This is a genomic window from Thalassospira sp. MIT1004 (genome assembly GCF_001858545.1).
GTDB lineage: Bacteria > Pseudomonadota > Alphaproteobacteria > Rhodospirillales > Thalassospiraceae > Thalassospira > Thalassospira xiamenensis.
In genome coordinates, this window is sequence record NZ_MCAO01000033.1 from 100,453 (window position 1) to 119,355 (window position 18,903).

Annotated in this window: 15 protein-coding genes; 6 read left to right on the forward strand and 9 right to left on the reverse strand. The window is 54.4% G+C overall.

All coding sequences use genetic code 11. The features are described from left to right. Window position 1 precedes the first annotated feature (1 nt). From purH to BC440_RS12020, 3 genes are all read right to left on the reverse strand, one after another. The gene (gene purH, locus BC440_RS12010; RefSeq protein WP_063092569.1) at window positions 2-1,579 is read right to left on the reverse strand and encodes a bifunctional phosphoribosylaminoimidazolecarboxamide formyltransferase/IMP cyclohydrolase; all 1,578 of its coding nucleotides are present in this window, start codon (window positions 1,577-1,579) and stop codon (window positions 2-4) included. A gap of 279 nt (window positions 1,580-1,858) precedes the next feature. Next, a complete protein-coding gene (locus tag BC440_RS12015) occupies window positions 1,859-3,817 on the reverse strand; it encodes a nucleoside-diphosphate sugar epimerase/dehydratase (protein ID WP_063092438.1) in 1,959 nt (652 codons plus the stop codon). 117 nt (window positions 3,818-3,934) lie between these two features. Next, entirely contained in the window at window positions 3,935-4,954 is a 1,020-nt protein-coding gene (locus BC440_RS12020; RefSeq protein ID WP_063092437.1) for a glycosyltransferase family 4 protein, read from the reverse strand. 189 nt (window positions 4,955-5,143) lie between these two features. Between BC440_RS12020 and BC440_RS12025 the strand changes: the two genes are divergently transcribed. Next, the gene (locus tag BC440_RS12025) at window positions 5,144-6,493 is read left to right on the forward strand and encodes an RsmB/NOP family class I SAM-dependent RNA methyltransferase (RefSeq protein WP_063092436.1); all 1,350 of its coding nucleotides are present in this window, start codon (window positions 5,144-5,146) and stop codon (window positions 6,491-6,493) included. 126 nt (window positions 6,494-6,619) lie between these two features. Next, entirely contained in the window at window positions 6,620-7,288 is a 669-nt protein-coding gene (gene rpe / locus BC440_RS12030; RefSeq protein WP_040061298.1) for a ribulose-phosphate 3-epimerase, read from the forward strand. A 113-nt stretch (window positions 7,289-7,401) separates the two neighbouring features. Here the strand turns inward: rpe and BC440_RS23525 are convergent, their stop codons facing one another. Further along, window positions 7,402-7,662: a succinate dehydrogenase assembly factor 4 gene (locus BC440_RS23525; protein WP_007088679.1), complete on the reverse strand. Its 261-nt coding sequence runs from the start codon at window positions 7,660-7,662 to the stop codon at window positions 7,402-7,404. Window positions 7,663-7,910: 248 nt separating this feature from the next. On the opposite strand from BC440_RS23525, the gene BC440_RS12040 reads away from it, so the two are divergent. Next, entirely contained in the window at window positions 7,911-10,289 is a 2,379-nt protein-coding gene (locus tag BC440_RS12040; protein ID WP_063092435.1) for a Tex family protein, read from the forward strand. A gap of 187 nt (window positions 10,290-10,476) precedes the next feature. After that, on the forward strand, window positions 10,477-10,782 hold the full coding sequence (locus BC440_RS12045; RefSeq protein WP_051682147.1) for a hypothetical protein: 306 nt from the start codon (window positions 10,477-10,479) through the stop codon (window positions 10,780-10,782). Here the strand turns inward: BC440_RS12045 and BC440_RS12050 are convergent. Then, the gene (locus BC440_RS12050) at window positions 10,770-11,069 is read right to left on the reverse strand and encodes a hypothetical protein (protein ID WP_063092434.1); all 300 of its coding nucleotides are present in this window, start codon (window positions 11,067-11,069) and stop codon (window positions 10,770-10,772) included. The two genes, BC440_RS12045 and BC440_RS12050, sit on opposite strands and share 13 nt — an antisense overlap. A gap of 93 nt (window positions 11,070-11,162) precedes the next feature. Between BC440_RS12050 and BC440_RS12055 the strand changes: the two genes are divergently transcribed. Together BC440_RS12055 and BC440_RS12060 are read left to right on the forward strand one after the other, a co-directional pair. Then, window positions 11,163-11,771 (forward strand): superoxide dismutase, encoded by a 609-nt coding sequence (locus tag BC440_RS12055; RefSeq protein ID WP_331710470.1) that lies wholly within the window; start codon window positions 11,163-11,165, stop codon window positions 11,769-11,771. Between the two features lie 278 nt (window positions 11,772-12,049). Beyond that, window positions 12,050-13,489, forward strand: coding sequence for a hypothetical protein (locus BC440_RS12060; RefSeq protein ID WP_139189986.1), 1,440 nt, complete (start codon window positions 12,050-12,052; stop codon window positions 13,487-13,489). A 78-nt stretch (window positions 13,490-13,567) separates the two neighbouring features. On the opposite strand, the gene BC440_RS12065 is transcribed toward BC440_RS12060, so the two are convergent. From BC440_RS12065 to BC440_RS12080, 4 genes are all read right to left on the reverse strand, one after another. Further along, window positions 13,568-15,067, reverse strand: a complete 1,500-nt coding sequence (locus tag BC440_RS12065) for an aldehyde dehydrogenase family protein (RefSeq protein WP_110252385.1) — start codon at window positions 15,065-15,067, stop codon at window positions 13,568-13,570. Between the two features lie 34 nt (window positions 15,068-15,101). Next, window positions 15,102-16,445, reverse strand: a complete 1,344-nt coding sequence (locus BC440_RS12070; RefSeq protein WP_082822557.1) for an aspartate aminotransferase family protein — start codon at window positions 16,443-16,445, stop codon at window positions 15,102-15,104. A 62-nt stretch (window positions 16,446-16,507) separates the two neighbouring features. Next, window positions 16,508-17,695: an FAD-binding oxidoreductase gene (locus BC440_RS12075; protein WP_063092432.1), complete on the reverse strand. Its 1,188-nt coding sequence runs from the start codon at window positions 17,693-17,695 to the stop codon at window positions 16,508-16,510. Window positions 17,696-17,772: 77 nt separating this feature from the next. Beyond that, the gene (locus BC440_RS12080; protein WP_063092431.1) at window positions 17,773-18,834 is read right to left on the reverse strand and encodes a DUF1338 domain-containing protein; all 1,062 of its coding nucleotides are present in this window, start codon (window positions 18,832-18,834) and stop codon (window positions 17,773-17,775) included. Window positions 18,835-18,903 lie beyond the last annotated feature (69 nt).

An 18,903-nucleotide genomic window follows, 5' to 3' on the forward strand; every position in this document is an offset into this window, starting at 1 on the left:
ATTAATGACGGAAGTGACGCATACCGGTAAACACCATGGCAATACCATGTTCATCGGCAGCCGCAATGACTTCTTCGTCACGCATTGAACCGCCCGGCTGAATAACCGCTGTGGCACCGGCATTGACTGCGGCCAGCAATCCGTCTGCAAACGGGAAGAAGGCATCAGACGACACGACCGATCCCTTGGTGCGCAATTCGCCTTCACCCGCATTTTTACCGGCTTCTTCGGCTTTCCATGCGGCAATCCGTGAACTGTCAACACGGCTCATCTGGCCGGCACCCACACCAACCGTTTTACCGTCTTTGACATAAACAATCGCGTTTGATTTGACATGTTTGCCAACACGGAAGGCAAACAGCAGATCATCAAGTTCGGCTTCGGTCGGCTTGCGCTTGGTGACGACTTTAAGCGCGTCACGCTTGACGCGACCGGCATCGCGGTTCTGAAGAAGATATCCACCAGCCAACGACCGAAGCGTCATGTCTTCACCTTCCGGATCCGCCATGCCACCGGTCACCAGAAGACGCAGGTTCTTCTTCGCTGCCAGAACTTCCTTCGCCGCGTCATCGGCATCCGGGCAGATCACGACTTCGGCAAACAGCTTGGCAATTTCTTCGGCAGTGGCCTTATCAAGGGTACGGTTAACCGCGATGATGCCACCAAAGGCCGAAACCGGGTCACAAGAAAGTGCCTTGTGATAGGCTTCAATCAGAGTTGCCCCCTCGGCAACGCCACACGGATTGGCGTGCTTGATGATGGCAACAGCCGGTTTTTCATCAAACTCGGACACCAGTTCGAACGCTGCATCCGTATCATTCAGGTTATTGAATGACAGTTCCTTACCCTGAAGCTGGGTTGCGGTGGCAACGCCCGGACGGTTCTTGCCATTGGTATAGAACGCTGCCTGCTGATGGGGGTTTTCACCGTAACGCAGGGTCTGTTTCAGTTCGGCAGAAACATTCAGGCGCTGCGGGAAGGTTTCACCAAGCTCACCGGCAAACCAGCTTGAAATAGCCGAGTCATAAGCGCCCGTACGGGCAAATGCCTTGGCGGCCAGAACGCGTCGGGTCTCAGCCGTCGTGGCACCTGCATTGTCTTTCATTTCGGCAACAACGCGGTCGTAATCAGACGGATCGACAACAACCGTAACCGATTCGTGGTTCTTTGCCGCCGAACGGATCATGCTCGGTCCGCCGATATCGATATTTTCGATGCAGGTATCGAAATCGGCACCCTTGGCAACGGTTTCTTCGAACGGATAAAGGTTCACACACACCAGATCGATCGGCGAAATATCGTTATCTTCCATCGCCTTCATGTGGCTGGAAAGAGAACGGCGGCCCAAAAGGCCGCCGTGAATCTTCGGATGAAGAGTCTTGACGCGACCGTCCATGATTTCGGGAAAACCAGTATGATCGGCAACTTCCTTCACAGGGATACCGGCCGCTTCGATGGCCTTGGCAGAACCACCGGTAGACAGGATTTCAACACCCTGTTCATGAAGGGATTTGGCAAATTCGACCAGACCGGTCTTGTCGGAAACAGAGATCAGCGCGCGCGCAATACGAGCAGTCATCGGGTTCGCTTTCAAAAGATCGTCAGTGATGAAGGCACCGGACCCATTGATGATATATCGGCCCACAAAAGAAACCGTTCCGTATGGCTGCGCGTGGGCAAGACTGGCCTTCTGATGAATGAAAACCGATGGTTTTCATTCTGGCCGACACATGATCAATGAGTCCGAACCATGTTTCGCGCGGAGCTTTATCACGCAGACGATAAAATGTGGACCCCGAAATGTTGCATGGCCGCAGACCAGACTGCGCAGACGTGCCGTCTTTAAACAGATATCAGGTTATTGACCACTAACCGCCTGATCGAGTTTTCCCGGATCGCTATCTGCAAAGAAGGATTTAACCCCAATCTCGGGCGGCTGAAATTCGGGGACAAGACGCCCCATCAGTTCCAGCGTCTTGTGCGTATCACGCCTTGCTGCACTTTCACCAAGCTCGTCAAACACCTGCTTGATCAACGCATAATCAACAACACGCGGGGCCGCCAACATAACGCCGTCGGTTTCAGTCGGTTCTGGTGGCTCACCATCGTGGAACAATTCTTCGTAAAGCTTCTCGCCGGGACGTAATCCCGTTACCTTGATATCGATATCCTTGCCCGGACGCAGGCCCGACAGCAGGATCATCTGACGCGCCAGATCGATGATCTTGACCGGTCGCCCCATATCAAGAACGAATATCTTGCCGCCATCGGTGACACCATGCTTGCCAAGTTCGGCAGCCTGCAAAACAAGTTCCACCGCTTCGGCAATCGTCATGAAGTACCGCGTGATGCCTTCGTGCGTCACCGTCAACGGACCACCGGCCTCCAGCTGGCGGCGGAACAGGGGTACGACGGATCCGGTTGAGCCCAGCACATTGCCAAACCGAACCGTCACAAAACGTGTCGGGCCGCGCTGATCCGCTGGCAGCGTCTCAAGCGCCTGACAATAGCATTCCGCCAAACGTTTTGACGCCCCCATGACATTCGCCGGATTTACGGCCTTGTCCGTTGAAATCAGAACCATGGTGCCAACCCCGGCCGCACGGCATGCCTCGGCAACGTTGCGGGTGCCCAACGTATTGGTCAGAATACCTTCATTGGGATTATGTTCAACCAGCGGCACATGTTTGTAGGCTGCGGCATGAAAAACAATCTCCGGCTTTTGCTTTGCAAAAACCTGATCGATCCGGGTTCGATCACGAACATCGCCTAAAATACTTTCACGCGGAAGATCGGGATATTTTTCCGCCATCTCCATATCAATGGCATAAAGATTGTATTCCCCCGCATCCAGCAAGGTCAGACTTTCCGGACCATAGGCAGCAATCTGCCGCACCAGTTCCGAGCCGATTGATCCACCGGCACCGGTCACAAGCACCCGATGCCCGGCAATCATTTGACGAACCTTGTCTCGATCAAGGCGCGCCTGCGGACGGCCCAGCAAATCCTCGATCGCTACGGGGCGGATTTGCAGTGGGTCGGCAAGACCTTCCCGCAGATCATTCAACTTTGGCAGGCGCGCAAGGGTGATGCCCCTTTGCTCAGCAATCTCGACCCATTTCGTTATATCTTCGTGACGCAGTGCGTCACCGGTCAGAACCAACCGGCGCGGCAGCCCACGCTTGCTATTGGCGAGCTTGCCAAGGATCTCCTCAAGACGGTCTACGGTCGCAAGAACATCAACGCCGTGCATGTTGCGCCCAACGCGGCTATCGGTCAGCGAAACAATCCCGACAACATCAAACGGTGTATTTGCTGAACGACGCGTTTCGCGAATGAAGGCTTCCGCCTCGTCACCTGCACCAATCAACAGAACCGGCAAACGATGCGTCCCCTGCCGCAGCATTTCACGGGCAGAGGTTTTGTCCTTGGTGATCCGATAAATCAGCCGGGATCCCCCCAGCAGCGCCATTAAAAGGAACCACTGAATAATCGGTGTTGATCGCGGCAACCAGTCAAGCCGCGCGGTCAGGAACAACACAAGAAACAATACGCCAATGGCAACTGTTACCGCCTTGGCAATTCGCGTCAGATCGTTCAAAGACGCATAACGCCAAATCCCGCGATAAAGGCCAAAAAACCAGAAAGAGACTGCGGCGATAACGGTAAAGACTGATGCTGAAAACAGAATGTTCTGCGGATTATAAAAAACCACACCATCGCCCACGCGCAGATAAAGTGCTGCGGGCAATGAAACAGCTGCCATTGTCACATCATGGACAAAGGCAATCTGGCTACGTTGGAATAAACGCGACATTCGGTTCCTTACCGGAATACTGGTGTGGTTCATACTAGCCGCAAGCCTTTGGCAGGGACACGGTTTTTCTTTTCGCGTTCGGCCTGTGACAAGTCAAGCTATCCGAACGAGCGGCAATCAGGGCGAATGCGTTTTGACAGTCTTAACCGGCAAAAATTTCATTCCCGCAATCAGCAACACGACAATTATCGCAGCTATTGCCAACCGTTCAGATACGTCCGCATCTGTCGGCAAAAACACCACAAGGATCAGTGCCAGATTGGCAAGCATTATCAGGAATGAAACCCCAGCGTGGCTCATCCCACGCTGGGTCGCCTGTTGATAGAAATGCTCACGATGAGCATGCCAGACCTTTTCCCCCCGAAGCCCGCGCTTCATCAACGTAAAGGTTGCATCGACCAGATAGTATAATGGCAGGATCAAAGCTGGCATCCACGCACCACGTGCCGCCAGTTCAAGCAGCAACCAACCCAGAACAAACCCCAGCGGCACCGATCCGACATCCCCCAGAAACAGCTTCGCCGGATGCCAGTTCCAGATCAGAAATCCGGCCATGATCGCCAGAATACCAAGCCCGATATAACCAAGATCAATGAATTCAGGCAACGGCATCAAAAGCGCCAAAGCAAAAACGCCCGCGCCAATGGATCCCGCTTCGACCCCGGTAATGCCGTCAATCCCATCCATGAAATTGAAAAGATTAAGGAACCAGACCCAGGCAAGAACCACCAGAACACGATCCAGCCACATTGGCACCAGCCCTTGCAGGACAGGACTGTCAATCGCGAACACACCGACGATCACGGCAACGAACTGACAGGCAAAACGAATAGCAGGCGACAGATCATGTCGATCATCAAACCAGCTTAACATGCCAAGCGCCGCAGCCGCGGCGAGCATGACCCATTGAGGCAGATCAGCATTCCCCGACCATAAAAAAACCGCTCCGACCATGAACACCAAAAGCGGCGTCACGGCCAATCCGCCACCGCGCGGGGTTGGCACCGCGTGACTGGAACGATGATTGGGCATATCAAGAATCGCCTTGCGCCGCAGATAAAGCAACACCGCCCAGGTCAGCAACATAGAGCCGATCAGAAAGCAGCCGGAAAAAATCGCAAGTGCGGCAAAAGACATCTGTAACGCCCGTTCCGTTCAAATCATCCGTCTGGATTACCGGGCACTCGTCCCCATCGCAAGGCTTTTAAGTAGCCGACAAACCATATCCAGCAGGCCAGCCATGCCAGAAATCGCGCGGCTAAGTGCTTTACAGCCCCCCAAAGGGCGCTTACTTACAAGCCACAACCCGAAACCGGAGATATTCCTTTGACAGAACGCCGCGCCCGTCCGGACAACCGCCACGCGCCACACCATAGCCAACCGGCCGATCTTCCCGATCCACGGATGCTGGCGCTCAAAACCCTGCAGGAGCTGCGCGGGGGGGAAGTCACACTGGACGAGCTTCTGTCAAAACACGGGTTTGGTCTGCCGTCACTGGATCGCAATTTTTTGCGTCAATTGCTCGGCACGACATTGCGCCATCTCGGTGAAATTGATGCCATGCTCGCCCCACGCTATCACCCGCCACAAGATCGCACCGCCGCACGACTGACCAATATCCTGCGTCTGGGTGTTGCCCAGCTGTTTTTCATGGATACAGCCGATCATGGTGCAGTTGACAGCACGGTTAATCTGGCGCGCGATGCAGGACTTCATCGGTACACCAAACTGATCAATGCCGTCTTGCGCGGCTTGCAGCGCGACGGCTTTGAATGGCCTGAAAATGTCGAAGACTGGCAATTGAATGTTCCGGCATGGCTGCGCGGATCATGGAAAAAGGCCTATGGCGCGGACGTGGCCCAGGGCATTGCACAGGCAAGCCTTGGCTATGCCATGCTTGATCTTTCGATCAAAGACCCGGCCGAGGCCGCCGAATGGGCGGAAAAAATGGACGGTATCGTCCTTCCAACCGGCACGGTCCGGCTTGAAGGCGGGCGTCGCATCCGCAACCTGCCGGGCTATAAAGACGGCAAATGGTGGGTGCAGGACGCGGCGGCATCCATCCCGGCCAAACTGTTTTCGGCTCACAAGGGCAAAACCATTTATGATCTCTGCGCTGCACCGGGCGGAAAAACCATGCAGCTTGCGGCTTTCGGTGCACAGGCCATTGCCGTTGATAAATCCGAGGGCCGCCTGAAACGCGTCTATGAAAACCTTGAACGGGTTGAACTCGGTGCCGCTGTTGTTATCGGGGACGCCACCGATCTGGCCCCTGATACGCCACGTGCCGATGCGGTTTTGCTTGATGCGCCTTGTTCGGCAACCGGCACCATTCGCCGCCATCCCGATATTTTGCTGCGTCAGAACGACAAACTGATGCGATCACTTTTGCCGATCCAGACCAAGCTGCTTAATCAGGCTGACAAGCTTCTGAATGTTGGTGGCGAGCTGATCTATTGCACCTGTTCGCTTCAGCCCGAAGAGGGCGAGCATCAGGTCAAATCGTTCCTGGCCGACCACCCCAATTACGAACGCAAGCCGATTACCGCCGACGAACTGGGCGGTTGGAGTGAGGCCATCAACGATGCCGGTGAATTGCGCATCCTGCCGCTACATATGCAGGAATATGGCGGGATCGATGGTTTCTTCTGCGCACGTCTGGTCAAGAAATCCTGATTGGTATCTTAAACGATACAGATCAAGACAGCCATTCGCCCCGCTTGGGTGACAGGACCGCGTTTTTGGGGTATGAGAACCGCGAAATTCCCATATCCCAACCCGCTTCAGGACCTTTGCCGCGCCATGACCGCATCAAACGCCATTAAAATCGCACCTTCGATCCTTTCCGCCGATTTCGCCCAGCTGGGTGTTGACGTCCGCGCGGTTGATGCCGCTGGCGCAGACTACATCCATATCGATGTCATGGATGGTCATTACGTGCCCAACATCACCATCGGCCCGGATGTGGTCAAGGCACTGCGCCCGCATAGCGACAAGGTGTTTGACGTTCACCTGATGATCGCACCGGTCGATCCCTATATCGAAGCCTTCGCCAATGCCGGATCCGACATCATCACCATCCATGCCGAAGCAGGCCCGCACCTGCATCGTTCGCTGCAGCTGATCAAGTCGCTGGGCAAAAAAGCCGGGGTGTCGCTGAACCCGTCAACGCCGGAAAGCGTCATCGAATATGTCATGGACATGGTTGACCTTGTTCTGGTCATGACCGTCAACCCCGGCTTTGGCGGCCAGAAATTCATTCCAAGCCAGCTTGAAAAAATCAAACGCATCCGCAAGATGATCGACGCGACCGGACGCGATATCGACCTTGAAGTCGATGGTGGCGTAAACCCGGAAATCGCGCCCAAGGTGATCGAAGCCGGGGCAAACGTTCTGGTCGCCGGTTCCGCGACCTTCAAAGGCGGCCCATCCGAATACGCCAACAACATCAAAGCCATTCGCGGCAACTGAGCCCGGCGGACTGCTTTATCTGGCAATTCAGAAATGAATAGGGTCGGCGCAAAAATTCCCGACCCTATTCATATATGTATCACCTGAAGTCAATTCCGGGAATGGCTGCAACATCAAAAATCGATGCAACGGCCCTTGTTTTCCCAATCACCAAATCGGGTCGGCTCGGGGCCTTTGGGCCCGCCGATTTCGCGCTGTTTTGCAGCAGCTTCCTTAGCGGCCTTGGCTTCGGCCAGCGCATTGATTGCATCCTGTGACAGAACAGGTGCCATGTCTGCACCGGCAATGGCTTCATTCTTTTCTTCCGAGGTTTTCGGTTCTGCCTTTTCTTTTGGCACCTCGTGAATGACGGTTTCGCGGAACTTTCCGGCCATCCTTATTCTCCGGTTGTCGGGACTGCCCGATGGAACTGTTATCCCAGAAATAGCCCGCCTGCACCGTCGGGGCAAGTTATAGGGCAGCAATATCTGGCAGGATTTCCAAAATCCGTTCGATTTCAGCAGCTTGGGATTTCAACGAGAAAATCCATCAAATATGCAGACAGCCATTTATCCGAAACTGGCTCTTTCCCCCCTGCACGAAAGCCGCTATTTCAGGCAGACGAGCAAACCAAGGAGAAACCATGCGTCCAATTCCCCAGCGTATCGCCGAAGAACTTTCATGCCGGCCGGAACAGGTCATTGCCACCATCGAGATGCTCAATGAGGGCTCCACCGTTCCATTCATTGCGCGCTACCGCAAAGAAAAAACCGGCGGCCTTGATGATACCCAACTTCGTACGCTGGAAGAACGCCTGCGCTATCTGACCGAACTGGAAGAACGCCGTTCAAGCGTGCTTGAAAGCATCCGCGAACAGGAAAAGCTGACGCCGGAACTTGAAAAGGCCATCAACGAGGCCGACACCAAAACCCGCCTTGAAGATTTGTACCTGCCCTACAAGAAAAAGCGCCGCACCAAGGCCCAGATCGCTCGCGAAGCCGGGCTGGAGCCGCTGGCGGATGATCTGTACGGCAATCCGAACCTTGATCCGGAAACAGAGGCCGCAAAATATGTCGATGCTGAAAAAGGCGTCGAAGATACCAAGGCCGCCCTTGATGGTGCGCGTCAGATCCTGATGGAACGCTTTGCCGAGGATGCCGATCTGGTCGCCAAGCTGCGCGACCTTTTGTGGAATGATGGCGAAATCAGTGCCAGCGTGATCGATGGCAAACAGGCTGAAGGTGCCAAGTTTTCCGACTATTTCGAACATTCCGAAAAAATCAAAACCTGCCCGTCGCATCGCGCACTGGCCCTGTTCAGGGGACGCAACGAAAACATCCTGCAACTTAAACTGACCCTGGGGGCCGCCGACGAAGACCGCCCGCGCACCGAGCAGGGCCGGGCCGAGATCATGATTTCCGCCCATGTCGGGATTGCCGACCGTGGCCGTGCCGCAGACAAATGGCTGGTGGATACGGTTCGCTGGACCTGGCGGGTCAAACTGTCGCTATCCATCGAACTTGATTTGTTCGGCACCCTTCGTGACAGCGCCGAAGAAGACGCGATCAAGGTGTTTGCCGATAACCTCAAGGACCTGCTGCTGGCCGCACCGGCCGGGCAGAAGGCCACCATGGGTCTTGATCCGGGGGTGCGTACCGGTGTCAAGGTTGCCGTGATCGATGCCACCGGCAAGATGGTTGATACCGCAACCGTTTACCCGTTCCAGCCACGCAATGACGTCGAAGGGGCGCTGAATACACTGGCGGCCCTTGCCGCCCGCCACAAGATCGAACTGATCGCGATTGGCAATGGCACCTATTCGCGTGAAACCGATGAGCTTGCCGGTCAGTTACTCAAACGCTTCCCGGCCCTTAAGGCGACCAAGGTCATCGTCAACGAATCCGGCGCATCGATTTATTCCGCGTCACAATTTGCCGCCGAAGAATTCCCCGATCTGGATGTGTCGCTGCGTGGCGCGGTATCCATCGCCCGCCGCCTGCAGGACCCGTTGGCGGAACTGGTGAAGATCGAACCAAAATCCATTGGTGTCGGGCAGTATCAGCACGACGTATCGGAAACCAAACTGGCCAAATCGCTCGATGCCGTGGTCGAGGATTGCGTAAACGGCGTGGGGGTTGACCTTAATACCGCGTCTATTCCGCTTCTGACCCGTGTTGCCGGACTTTCGGAAACACTGGCGCGCAATATTGTCGGTTATCGCGATATCAATGGCGCGTTCCGGTCGCGTGCGGACTTGCGCAAGGTCGAACGTCTGGGCCCCAAAGCGTTCGAACAATGTGCGGGATTTTTGCGCATCCGCGGCGGTGAAAACCCGCTGGATGCATCGGCCGTTCACCCGGAGGCCTATAAACTGGTGGAACGTATCAGCACGCGTTCCAACAAACCGCTGGCAGAGCTGATTGGCGACTCGCCCTTCATCAAAACCCTGCGCCCGGATGACTATGCCGATGATGTGTTCGGGGTTCCGACGATCCGCGACATTCTGGCCGAGCTTGATAAACCCGGCCGCGATCCGCGCCCGGAATTCAAAACCGCGAAATTCACCGATGGTGTGAACGAGATCAAGGACCTTAAAACCGGTATGAAGCTTGAAGGTACCGTCACCAACGTCACCAATTTCGGGGCGTTCGTGGATATCGGTGTCCACCAGGACGGGTTGGTGCATATTTCACAACTGGCCGACAAATTCGTTTCCGACCCGCGTGAAGTCGTCAAGGCAGGCCAGATCGTGTCGGTTACCGTCATGGAAGTCGATGCTCCGCGCAAACGTATCGGCCTGTCGATGAAATCAGCACCGGACTATGAAGGCACCCGTGAAAAGCGTACCGAGTCCCGTGGCAATCAAAGCAATCCCGGCCATCAGGCCCGCGGCAACACCGGGCGAAACAACCAGCACGGCGGAAATTATCAAAGCAGTCCGCGTAACAATCAAGGCAGTGCCGGAAATGACGGTGGTGCGATGGCCGCCGCACTCAAGGCCGCGATGGAACGCCGAAAGTAATAATTTCATAAAAATTTCGCGCACGATCTGATTGTAGAAAGCCCCCTAACCTTTTGTTCAGGGGGCTTTTTACCTGTGACCGATGGAAAATCGAAACATTCGGCACGGAAATGCCGCATTTGCGCCGCCATTTTCCCGTCTTCACCGCGCATCTTTACTTCACCAAAAAGAAGCGCGAGGAAACAACATGTTTAGATCTTTGCGCAGCAAGCCGGTTGTAATCGCCCTCGTCGGAGTTTTGACAGTGACGACAGCCGCACTGGCTGCAATCCGCGTCGCACCGAAAGCGACCACCGACAGTGTCACCATCCATGCTGATCAGCCGAAAGGCGAAGTCATCCTGTCCTTTCAGGACGGATCGATTGCGCTGAACAAAGATTGCGGCTCTTTTCCGTGCCGTATCGATATTTCCCGCCTGCAAAAGGGGGAATATGACGTGATGATCCGCAATGGCACCGATATTCAGAACATGGTCAGCCTTTATAAGGAATAGCGGGCTGACCGGTTATCCGGCTCGGGGTACATGACGCCCGATAACAGAAGCCTGTCGGGCAGACATTCGCAGAATTCAAAATATTTTCGCATCCATGGAACGATGCGCGCCTCAGCTTGTTTAAAGGGTATGAAATATCGCAAAGCCGTCCAAGGCATTGCGCGCTGCTTCCTTTGTCCTAGATAAAGGCCGAGGATTAAGACCACGAGGTTTTCCATCATGCCCGTTTCCAAACCAGCCAAAAGACAGTGATCATCCATAGCAACAAGTTTTCCAACAGGTTGCATGGGATTTTCACTTTTACGGCAGGTGGTAATGGGGATATGTTGCGGAAGCCCTGTGCTGACCGCACAAACCAATAACGAAAGTCGAGGATCTGTATCATGGCTCTTGAACTCCCTGCACTCCCCTATGCCTATGACGCGCTTGCACCGGTCATGTCGGCTGAAACCCTTGAGTTTCACCATGACAAACACCACAACGCCTATGTTGTGAACGGCAACAAGCTGCTCGAAGGTTCCGGCCTTGAAGGCAAGTCGCTCGAAGAAATCGTTGTTGCATCCTATGGCGATGCATCCAAAGCCGGCCTGTTCAACAACGCTGCCCAGCACTGGAACCATATCGAGTTCTGGCAGATGATGAAGAAAAATGGCGGCGGCAACATTCCGGGCGAACTGGAAAAGAAAATCGTTGAAGATTTCGGCTCTGTCGATGCCTTCAAGGAAGCCTTCATTCAGGCTGGCGTGACCCAGTTCGGTTCGGGCTGGTGCTGGCTGGCACTTGATAAATCCGGCAAGCTGGTCGTGACCAAAACCCCGAACGCGGAAAACCCGCTGGTTCACGGTCAGACCCCGCTGCTCGGTTGCGATGTCTGGGAACACTCCTACTACATCGATTACCGCAACGCGCGCCCGGACTATGTCAAAGCGTTCATCAACGACCTGGTGAACTGGGAATATGTTGCAGAACGTTTCTCCAAAGCTGGCTGATTAGACCCAAAGCTTTGAGATTGAATTTAAAAGCGGCCCTGATGCGGGCCGCTTTTTTTATGAGCCAAACATCAAGCTTTTGGTCACTTTCCAAGCACACTCGGTATATTGGTCACCTCAGTACCAATATAATATGCTCCGTCAAACGGATGAAGGACCTCCTGCTAGCAGGAAACCAAGCCCGTCCTTTGTCATAAATCTACCTTTATATATTAGTTGATCATTATTCAACCTATGATTATATTTAAATCCCGATAAACGCCTTAGAGGGATCAGCCATGCCTATAAAATTCAAAAAGTTGCGTGAAGCTGCCACCGTAACAATCATTCTAGCATTCACAAATACCGGGATGCTGAGCCAGGCAACCGCTCAAACTAAAAACCCTACCCTTGCAGTAATTCCAGCCGGTTTTAATTTTCCAACACCTGGATACGTCATCCAGCAATGGATAACAAATGCAGGATCAAGCGACACAACCGTCTCAGCTGCCGGATTAAAAAACATCCGCGATCATGGATGGGATTTATGGAATGGGATGACGCAAATGACGGGCATTAGTTCCGGTGGCGCGACGATTGCAGAAATCGAAGTTCCAATCTGGACCACCTGGCCGGACCAAACGCAGGCGCTAAAACCGATATTCTCCAAATCAGGTGCTAGCGAATTACTATTTGAACTCTCGCAAGAAACCGCCATGCGCCGACCAAAGCAATTCAAACACCTAAAAAAGGCAGAAGTAAAAGCCAAAGCCGACACTGCCGCCGCCCCCGAGATTGTGTATACATTGGAGACAGAACGATTTAACAGAACCTGGGTAATTTCGGCGAATACACCTCAGATTGTGCCCTTTGGACAAGGCATTTATTCCATTCTGGGTAAAGCCAACATTGACAATTATGCCAACGATTTCCCGGCCAGCTATTCCCCTGGAGCAAAAGCGATTCTCGACTTCGATGCCCGAGCGATAGAGACCAAACCGGTATATTACGCCCTGAAAAGCAAGGGCACATCCATCATGCCCTATTGGCAGGGAACCAGTTCATCGGCCACAACAAATACAACCAATCCCGTACCGGAAACATGGAAAACCTGTGTCATCATTGATGCAGAAAATACAGCGACAACCGGTATGCGCGTAGCCACGGCAAATGAACAAAATGGTGCCTATGCCGCACCGGGCTTGCAATGCGCAAGCTATCTTTATGCTCCGATTGGTATGGTGTTTGTGCAAAGCCTGACCGCACTGGAAGCAGCCGCATTCGAAGGACAACCAGACATTAAGGCAGGCGACTTCGGTGCGCTTATGGCTATGCATGTCAACAGCAAGGAAACCGATTCCTGGACCTGGCAGACATTCTACTGGCAGGGGGATCCGTCTTTTGAAACCAACAGTCCAGGCAGCCTTGAGGGTCAACCATCTTCACTCGGCGCGCCTTGGTCAAGCTATGCAATGTGTACTGCCTATGATCAAAGCTATGATCGCGGTGCAACCATGAACCTTTGCTATAACCCGTATCTGGAAACAAGCCCCGGAATCCCCGATGGTATCCAGTCAAACTGCGTAAGCTGTCATGGCTCTGCCAATGTTGCGGCACAAGGCACAGAAAACCCGCCCAGCTATCCGTCAAACTATGACAAACTGATTGATTTTGGCGGATCAGAGTTCAAAGGCGTCATGAAAACTGACTTCTCCTGGACTATTGCCGACCAACAGTAACACAGCGGAAAATATGAAAAAGGAGCCCTGCAAGCACTCAGCGGGACTCCTTTTATCATCGTAAATTATCCGACGAGATCAGATATCGAACTTGATACCCTGCGCCAGCGGCAGTTCGCGGGAATAGTTGATCGTGTTGGTCGCACGGCGCATATAGCCTTTCCATGCGTCCGAACCCGATTCACGACCGCCACCGGTTTCTTTTTCGCCGCCAAAAGCACCGCCGATTTCCGCACCCGACGGGCCGATATTGACGTTGGCGATACCGCAATCCGAACCAACGGCTGACAGGAACAGTTCGGTTTCACGCAGATCGGTCGAGAATATGCAGGATGACAGGCCCTGTGGCACACCGTTCTGAAGCGCAATGGCTTCTTCAAGCGTTTCATAGGTCATGACATACAGGATCGGCGCAAAGGTCTCGTGGCGCACGGTTTCGGTCTGCGACGGCATTTCGACAACCGCCGGGGTGACGTAATAGGCATTCGGATACTGATCGGCCAACACGCGTTCACCGCCATGCACTTTACCGCCGTCTTTCTTGGCATTGGAAAGCGCGGTCTGCATGTTGTTAAAGCTGTCCTCGTCAATCAGCGGACCGACAAGCGTGCCATCGGCAAGCGGATCACCGATTTTGACAGACTTGTAGGCAGCAACGATTTTCGGCAGCAATTCGTCTTTGACGTCTTTGTGGACAATCACGCGACGCAAGGATGTGCAACGCTGACCACATGTCCCAACCGCCGAGAAGACCACCGCGCGCACGGTCATATCAAGGTCGGCAGACGGGGTCACGATCATCGCATTGTTGCCCCCCAGTTCCAGGATGGTCCGGCCAAAACGTTCCGCCACACGCGGTGCAACTTCGCGGCCCATACGGGTTGAACCGGTTGCCGAAACAAGTGCGACATCATGGCTGTCGGTAAGGGCTTCGCCAATGCTGCGATCACCGATCACCACCTGATGCAGGCCTTCGGGGGCATCACCGAATTTCGCCAATGCCTTTTCAAAGATTTTCTGGCAGGCAAGCGCCACAACCGGGGTTTTTTCCGACGGTTTCCAGATCACCGAGTTGCCGCAAACCAATGCAAGGGCTGTGTTCCATGACCAGACGGCAACCGGGAAGTTAAACGCGGAAATGACGCCAACAACACCCAACGGGTGCCAGTTTTCCATCATTTTATGGCCCGGACGTTCGGACGCGATGGTCAAACCGTAAAGCTGACGGGACAGGCCGACGGCGAAATCGCAGATATCGATCATTTCCTGAACTTCGCCAAGACCTTCCTGATAGATCTTGCCGCATTCCAGCGACACCAGACGCCCCAGCGGTTCCTTGGCTGCGCGCAGTTCTTCACCCAGAAGACGGGCCAGTTCACCGCGACGCGGGCCGGGCACCTGACGCCACTGGGTAAATGCCTTTTTCGAACGCGCAATGATGTCGTTCATTTCCGACGGATCGGTTTCGGCAACAGCCGCAATTTCAGAACCGTCAACCGGGGTCTGAACCTTAAGCGTACCATTGGAAATCTCGGCCTCGGACAGGCCCAGTTCAGTCAGAATGTTTTTGAAACTCACGGTTAAGCTCCCTTCTTTTTGAGTTTTACGGCAATCACGACCGGTCATCCGCATCCGACACCGCTGCCAGTTTTGGCAACACCTTGCCGATGATGGCAAAGGCTTCATCGACCTGTTCGAACGGAATGGTCAGCGGGGCCAGAAGGCGCACCACATTGGCGTGTTCACCACTTGGCATCAACAATAGCCCGCTCGCACGGGCCAGTTGCAATAATGTTTGCAGTCGTTTTGGCGACGGGGTGCCGTCATCTGCAATCAGTTCAAAGGCGCGCATCGCACCAATACCGCGCATCGCACCGATCACATGCCCACCGGGCAAATCGCGCAGCCAGGCAATATGGGTGGCATATTTTTCGCCAAGCTGCCTGGAACGGTGCAAAATATCGTCTTTTTCCAGCACTTCAAACACACCGGTCGCCGCCGCACAGGCCACCGGATTACCGGAATAAGTCCCACCCAGGCCACCGGGCATCAGGGCATTCATCACATCTTCGGCCCCCGTGATCGCCGCCAGCGGAAAACCACCGCCAATACCCTTGCCCATCACGATAATATCGGGGCAGACATTGGCATGTTCGATGGCAAACATCTTACCCGTCCGGCCAAAGCCCGACTGGATTTCATCAGCGATCAGAACCATGCCATTGGCATCACAAAGACGGCGCAGTTCGACAAGAAAGGCCGCGTCGCACGCCCGAAAACCGCCCTCGCCCTGCACAGGTTCGATCACCACGGCACCGATGCTTCCGGGGTCAACCGATAAGGCAAACAATCTGGCGATGGCATCCATTGCATCGGCCACTGATACACCGGTTTCACGGCAGGGATATGGCAAATGGTAAACCGGCCCCGGAAGCGGCCCCAATCCGGTCTTGTAGGGTTTGGTTTTACCCGTCAGCGCAAGGGTCGCAAGCGTTCGGCCATGAAACGCGCCTTCGAAAGCAATAACACCGGTCCGGCCGGTAAAGGCACGGGCAAGTTTCAGGGCATTTTCCATCGCCTCCGCCCCGGAATTGGTTAGCATCGATTTTGCCGGACCTTCAATCGGGCAGTTTTGCGCCAGCCAATCGGTTACCGCGACATAAGGTTCATGGGGCAACGCGTTAAAGCACGAATGGGTAAACCGTTCGCACTGCGCCGCCACACGGGCCATGACGACCGGATTGCGATGGCCGGTATTCAATACCCCGATCCCGCCGATGAAATCGATATAACGATTGCCATCGATATCCCAGGCTTCGGCATTCAGCGCCCGATCCAGATAAATCGGGTGCAGAGTACGAATACCATTTGAAACACTGTGTTTCTGGCGTGCCGTGACAGTGGCGGCGTCCATCACGGCATCAGATGTCTGGTTGGTCATATCGTCACGGGGCATGTGGGGTTGCTCCGGCTTTCATCGTTAAGATATTGATTTCGAACGTTCGTTTCGAAATCGATTTAAATCACGTTCAGTTCCAGAACCGGGGCATTGTCACGAATGCGCTCATATCCGAACACGGACATATCAAGTGTTTGGTAGTGGCCCGCAACGATCAGTTCTGAAAGACCACGGCCAACTGCCGGGCTTTGCTGCAATCCATGGCCCGAAAATCCATTGGCAAAGAAGAAGTTCTTTACCTCGGGATGCGGACCGATGATCGCGTTCTGATCAAGCAGGTTATAGGAATAATGCCCGGCCCAGGCATTGACCATCTTGATCGCCTCGAACCGTTCACACCGCTCGTAAAGCCCCGGCCAGATAATTTCGTCAAACAGGCTGTAATCGACGTCAAAATCCCAGCATTCCGGGTCACGATCCGCAGGCGGCGCAATGCCGGTAATGAAAAGATCGCCTTCGGGACGGACATAAAGGCCACTTGGATCAATCAGCATCGGACAGGCCGCGTTAATGTCGGCCGCATCCCGGCAATCAAACACAAAGATACACCGTTTGCGCGGCTCCACCGGGATTTCAAGCCCCGCCATGCGGGCAACTTTTGACCCACCGGTTCCCGCTGCATTAATCAGCGCCCCGCAGCCAAACCGCCGTCCGTCTTTCAGAACCACACCCGTGACCTGATTGCCATCGCGCAGCACTTCGACGACTTCGCCGTCGATATAATCAGCCCCCTGACGGCGGGCCTGTTTGCGGAAGGATTGCATCAGGGAATAGGCATCAAACCAGCCTTCCCCGGTGCGGCCCCAGCAGGCCGCCGCCAGATCGGATGTGTTCATCCACGGATATTTGGCGGCCAGTTGATCGGGCTCCATCCAGACGATATCAGCCCCCAGCTTGGTCTGGGTTGCGTGGTTATGTCGCAGGATATCGCGGCCGGACTCGGTCGCCAGAACCAGATAGCCCTTTTCATGGAAGGAAATATCGACGTCGGGATCAAGATCACGTTTCAGATTACGCAGGAATTCAATGCCAAAACCCGACATTTCAATGTTGATCGGGGTCGAAAACTGCTGACGGATCGATGCCGCCGACAGGGTTGTCGAACAGAATTCATAATTCGGGTCTTTTTCAATGACCAGAACCCGGCCCTTGAAATCATCCCGGCCGGTCAAAAACCACGCGGCGGAGCTTCCGATAACCGCCCCGCCAACAATGATGACATCATAATTTTCGTCCATTGAACCCATGATCGCCTATCACCCGATAGAATGTTTTGAAACCGGAACGGTATAACCCGTTCCGGCATTCCGGTCTTTTTGCTTCCTTATGCCGCCTTGCTTCCGGCGGTCATCTTAAAGATGCCCTGTGCATTGCTGCTGTCAAATCGAAGATCCAGTTTTTGCTCCCCGGTCGTCTCGTCACGCACGTGATCACGGCTGATGAATTCATAGAAGGAACCGGGCACATCGCGGGTCACCAGATCGCCATTGGCATCACGCATCTGACGCAGAACACGGGTTGCCTTGAACGCGGTCTGACGCACCGATCCGGTGCTGGAAATCTCGACCTTCTCCTTCATCGGGCGGCCTTTGGCGCGCTGTTCGTCGGCGACCGCCTCGATATCGTCAACCCGATCCGTTGCGTGGTTGAATGCATTGCCTTCGGTTGAAATCCACGCCATTTCGGCGGATTCAGCCAACAGTATTTCGTAATCGGCCTCGGCTACCGGGCCGTGCTGCGCCCCAAAGCATTTGACCAGAACCGGCAGAAGCTTGGTCGCATCGGCAAAGCCGATATTGCCGTTAGCAGCCAGTTGATCCAGCAGGACCTTGGCACCGGGCGACAGCGGATCAACCGATTTGCCAACCGTATTGGCAACCGCCTGCTGAAAGGCAGGGCTGAATTCTTCGACATGAAGTTCGGACACAAAGAACTGCGCGATCAGTTCCGGTTCATCTGCATGACAAAACGCCCGGCCCGTCATTTTCAAACGCGACAACGGGTAAAGACCGGCAATATCGAACCCAAGCGGGGCAAGGATGCGTGCCATGGCAACATGACCGCGCGGCAATGCGCCGGTTGCCGGGCCATCGACGGTACGAATGGCACCATGATCGAAAATGATCGGCTCGCCCGCGGCCAGTTTATCCTCGGAATAGGCTTTGCCTTCGGGAACGGCTTCCAGAAGACCATCAAACAGGATCATGTTAAGCGCCTGCGCCATCGTCAGGCGGCTGACTTTTCCGGCCTCATTCGCAGGATCGGCCAAAAGCCGGTCATTCACATCAATCATCCGAAACAGATAATCGGCCTTTGTCTCGCCAATAACGGCCTTAAGCACCGCGCCAAGCTGGCTGTTCAAGGGGGATTTAACTGGCTGGGGCATTTCTGCCTCTCCTTCCGTAATATTATCAATTACCCGATCAATTTTACTGTCCGGAAGGATCATGTGGTG

What these genes read in the sequence shown, in the direction of transcription:
- purH (WP_063092569.1), bottom strand. Translation starts at nt 1,579, where the DNA reads ATGACTGCTCGTATTGCGCGCGCGCTGATCTCTGTTTCCGACAAGACC.
- BC440_RS12015 (WP_063092438.1), bottom strand. Translation starts at nt 3,817, where the DNA reads ATGTCGCGTTTATTCCAACGTAGCCAGATTGCCTTTGTCCATGATGTG.
- BC440_RS12020 (WP_063092437.1), bottom strand. Translation starts at nt 4,954, where the DNA reads ATGTCTTTTGCCGCACTTGCGATTTTTTCCGGCTGCTTTCTGATCGGC.
- rpe (WP_040061298.1), top strand. Translation starts at nt 6,620, where the DNA reads ATGACCGCATCAAACGCCATTAAAATCGCACCTTCGATCCTTTCCGCC.
- BC440_RS23525 (WP_007088679.1), bottom strand. Translation starts at nt 7,662, where the DNA reads ATGGCCGGAAAGTTCCGCGAAACCGTCATTCACGAGGTGCCAAAAGAA.
- BC440_RS12040 (WP_063092435.1), top strand. Translation starts at nt 7,911, where the DNA reads ATGCGTCCAATTCCCCAGCGTATCGCCGAAGAACTTTCATGCCGGCCG.
- BC440_RS12045 (WP_051682147.1), top strand. Translation starts at nt 10,477, where the DNA reads ATGTTTAGATCTTTGCGCAGCAAGCCGGTTGTAATCGCCCTCGTCGGA.
- BC440_RS12050 (WP_063092434.1), bottom strand. Translation starts at nt 11,069, where the DNA reads ATGCAACCTGTTGGAAAACTTGTTGCTATGGATGATCACTGTCTTTTG.
- BC440_RS12060 (WP_139189986.1), top strand. Translation starts at nt 12,050, where the DNA reads ATGCCTATAAAATTCAAAAAGTTGCGTGAAGCTGCCACCGTAACAATC.
- BC440_RS12070 (WP_082822557.1), bottom strand. Translation starts at nt 16,445, where the DNA reads ATGCCCCGTGACGATATGACCAACCAGACATCTGATGCCGTGATGGAC.
- BC440_RS12075 (WP_063092432.1), bottom strand. Translation starts at nt 17,695, where the DNA reads ATGGGTTCAATGGACGAAAATTATGATGTCATCATTGTTGGCGGGGCG.
- BC440_RS12080 (WP_063092431.1), bottom strand. Translation starts at nt 18,834, where the DNA reads ATGCCCCAGCCAGTTAAATCCCCCTTGAACAGCCAGCTTGGCGCGGTG.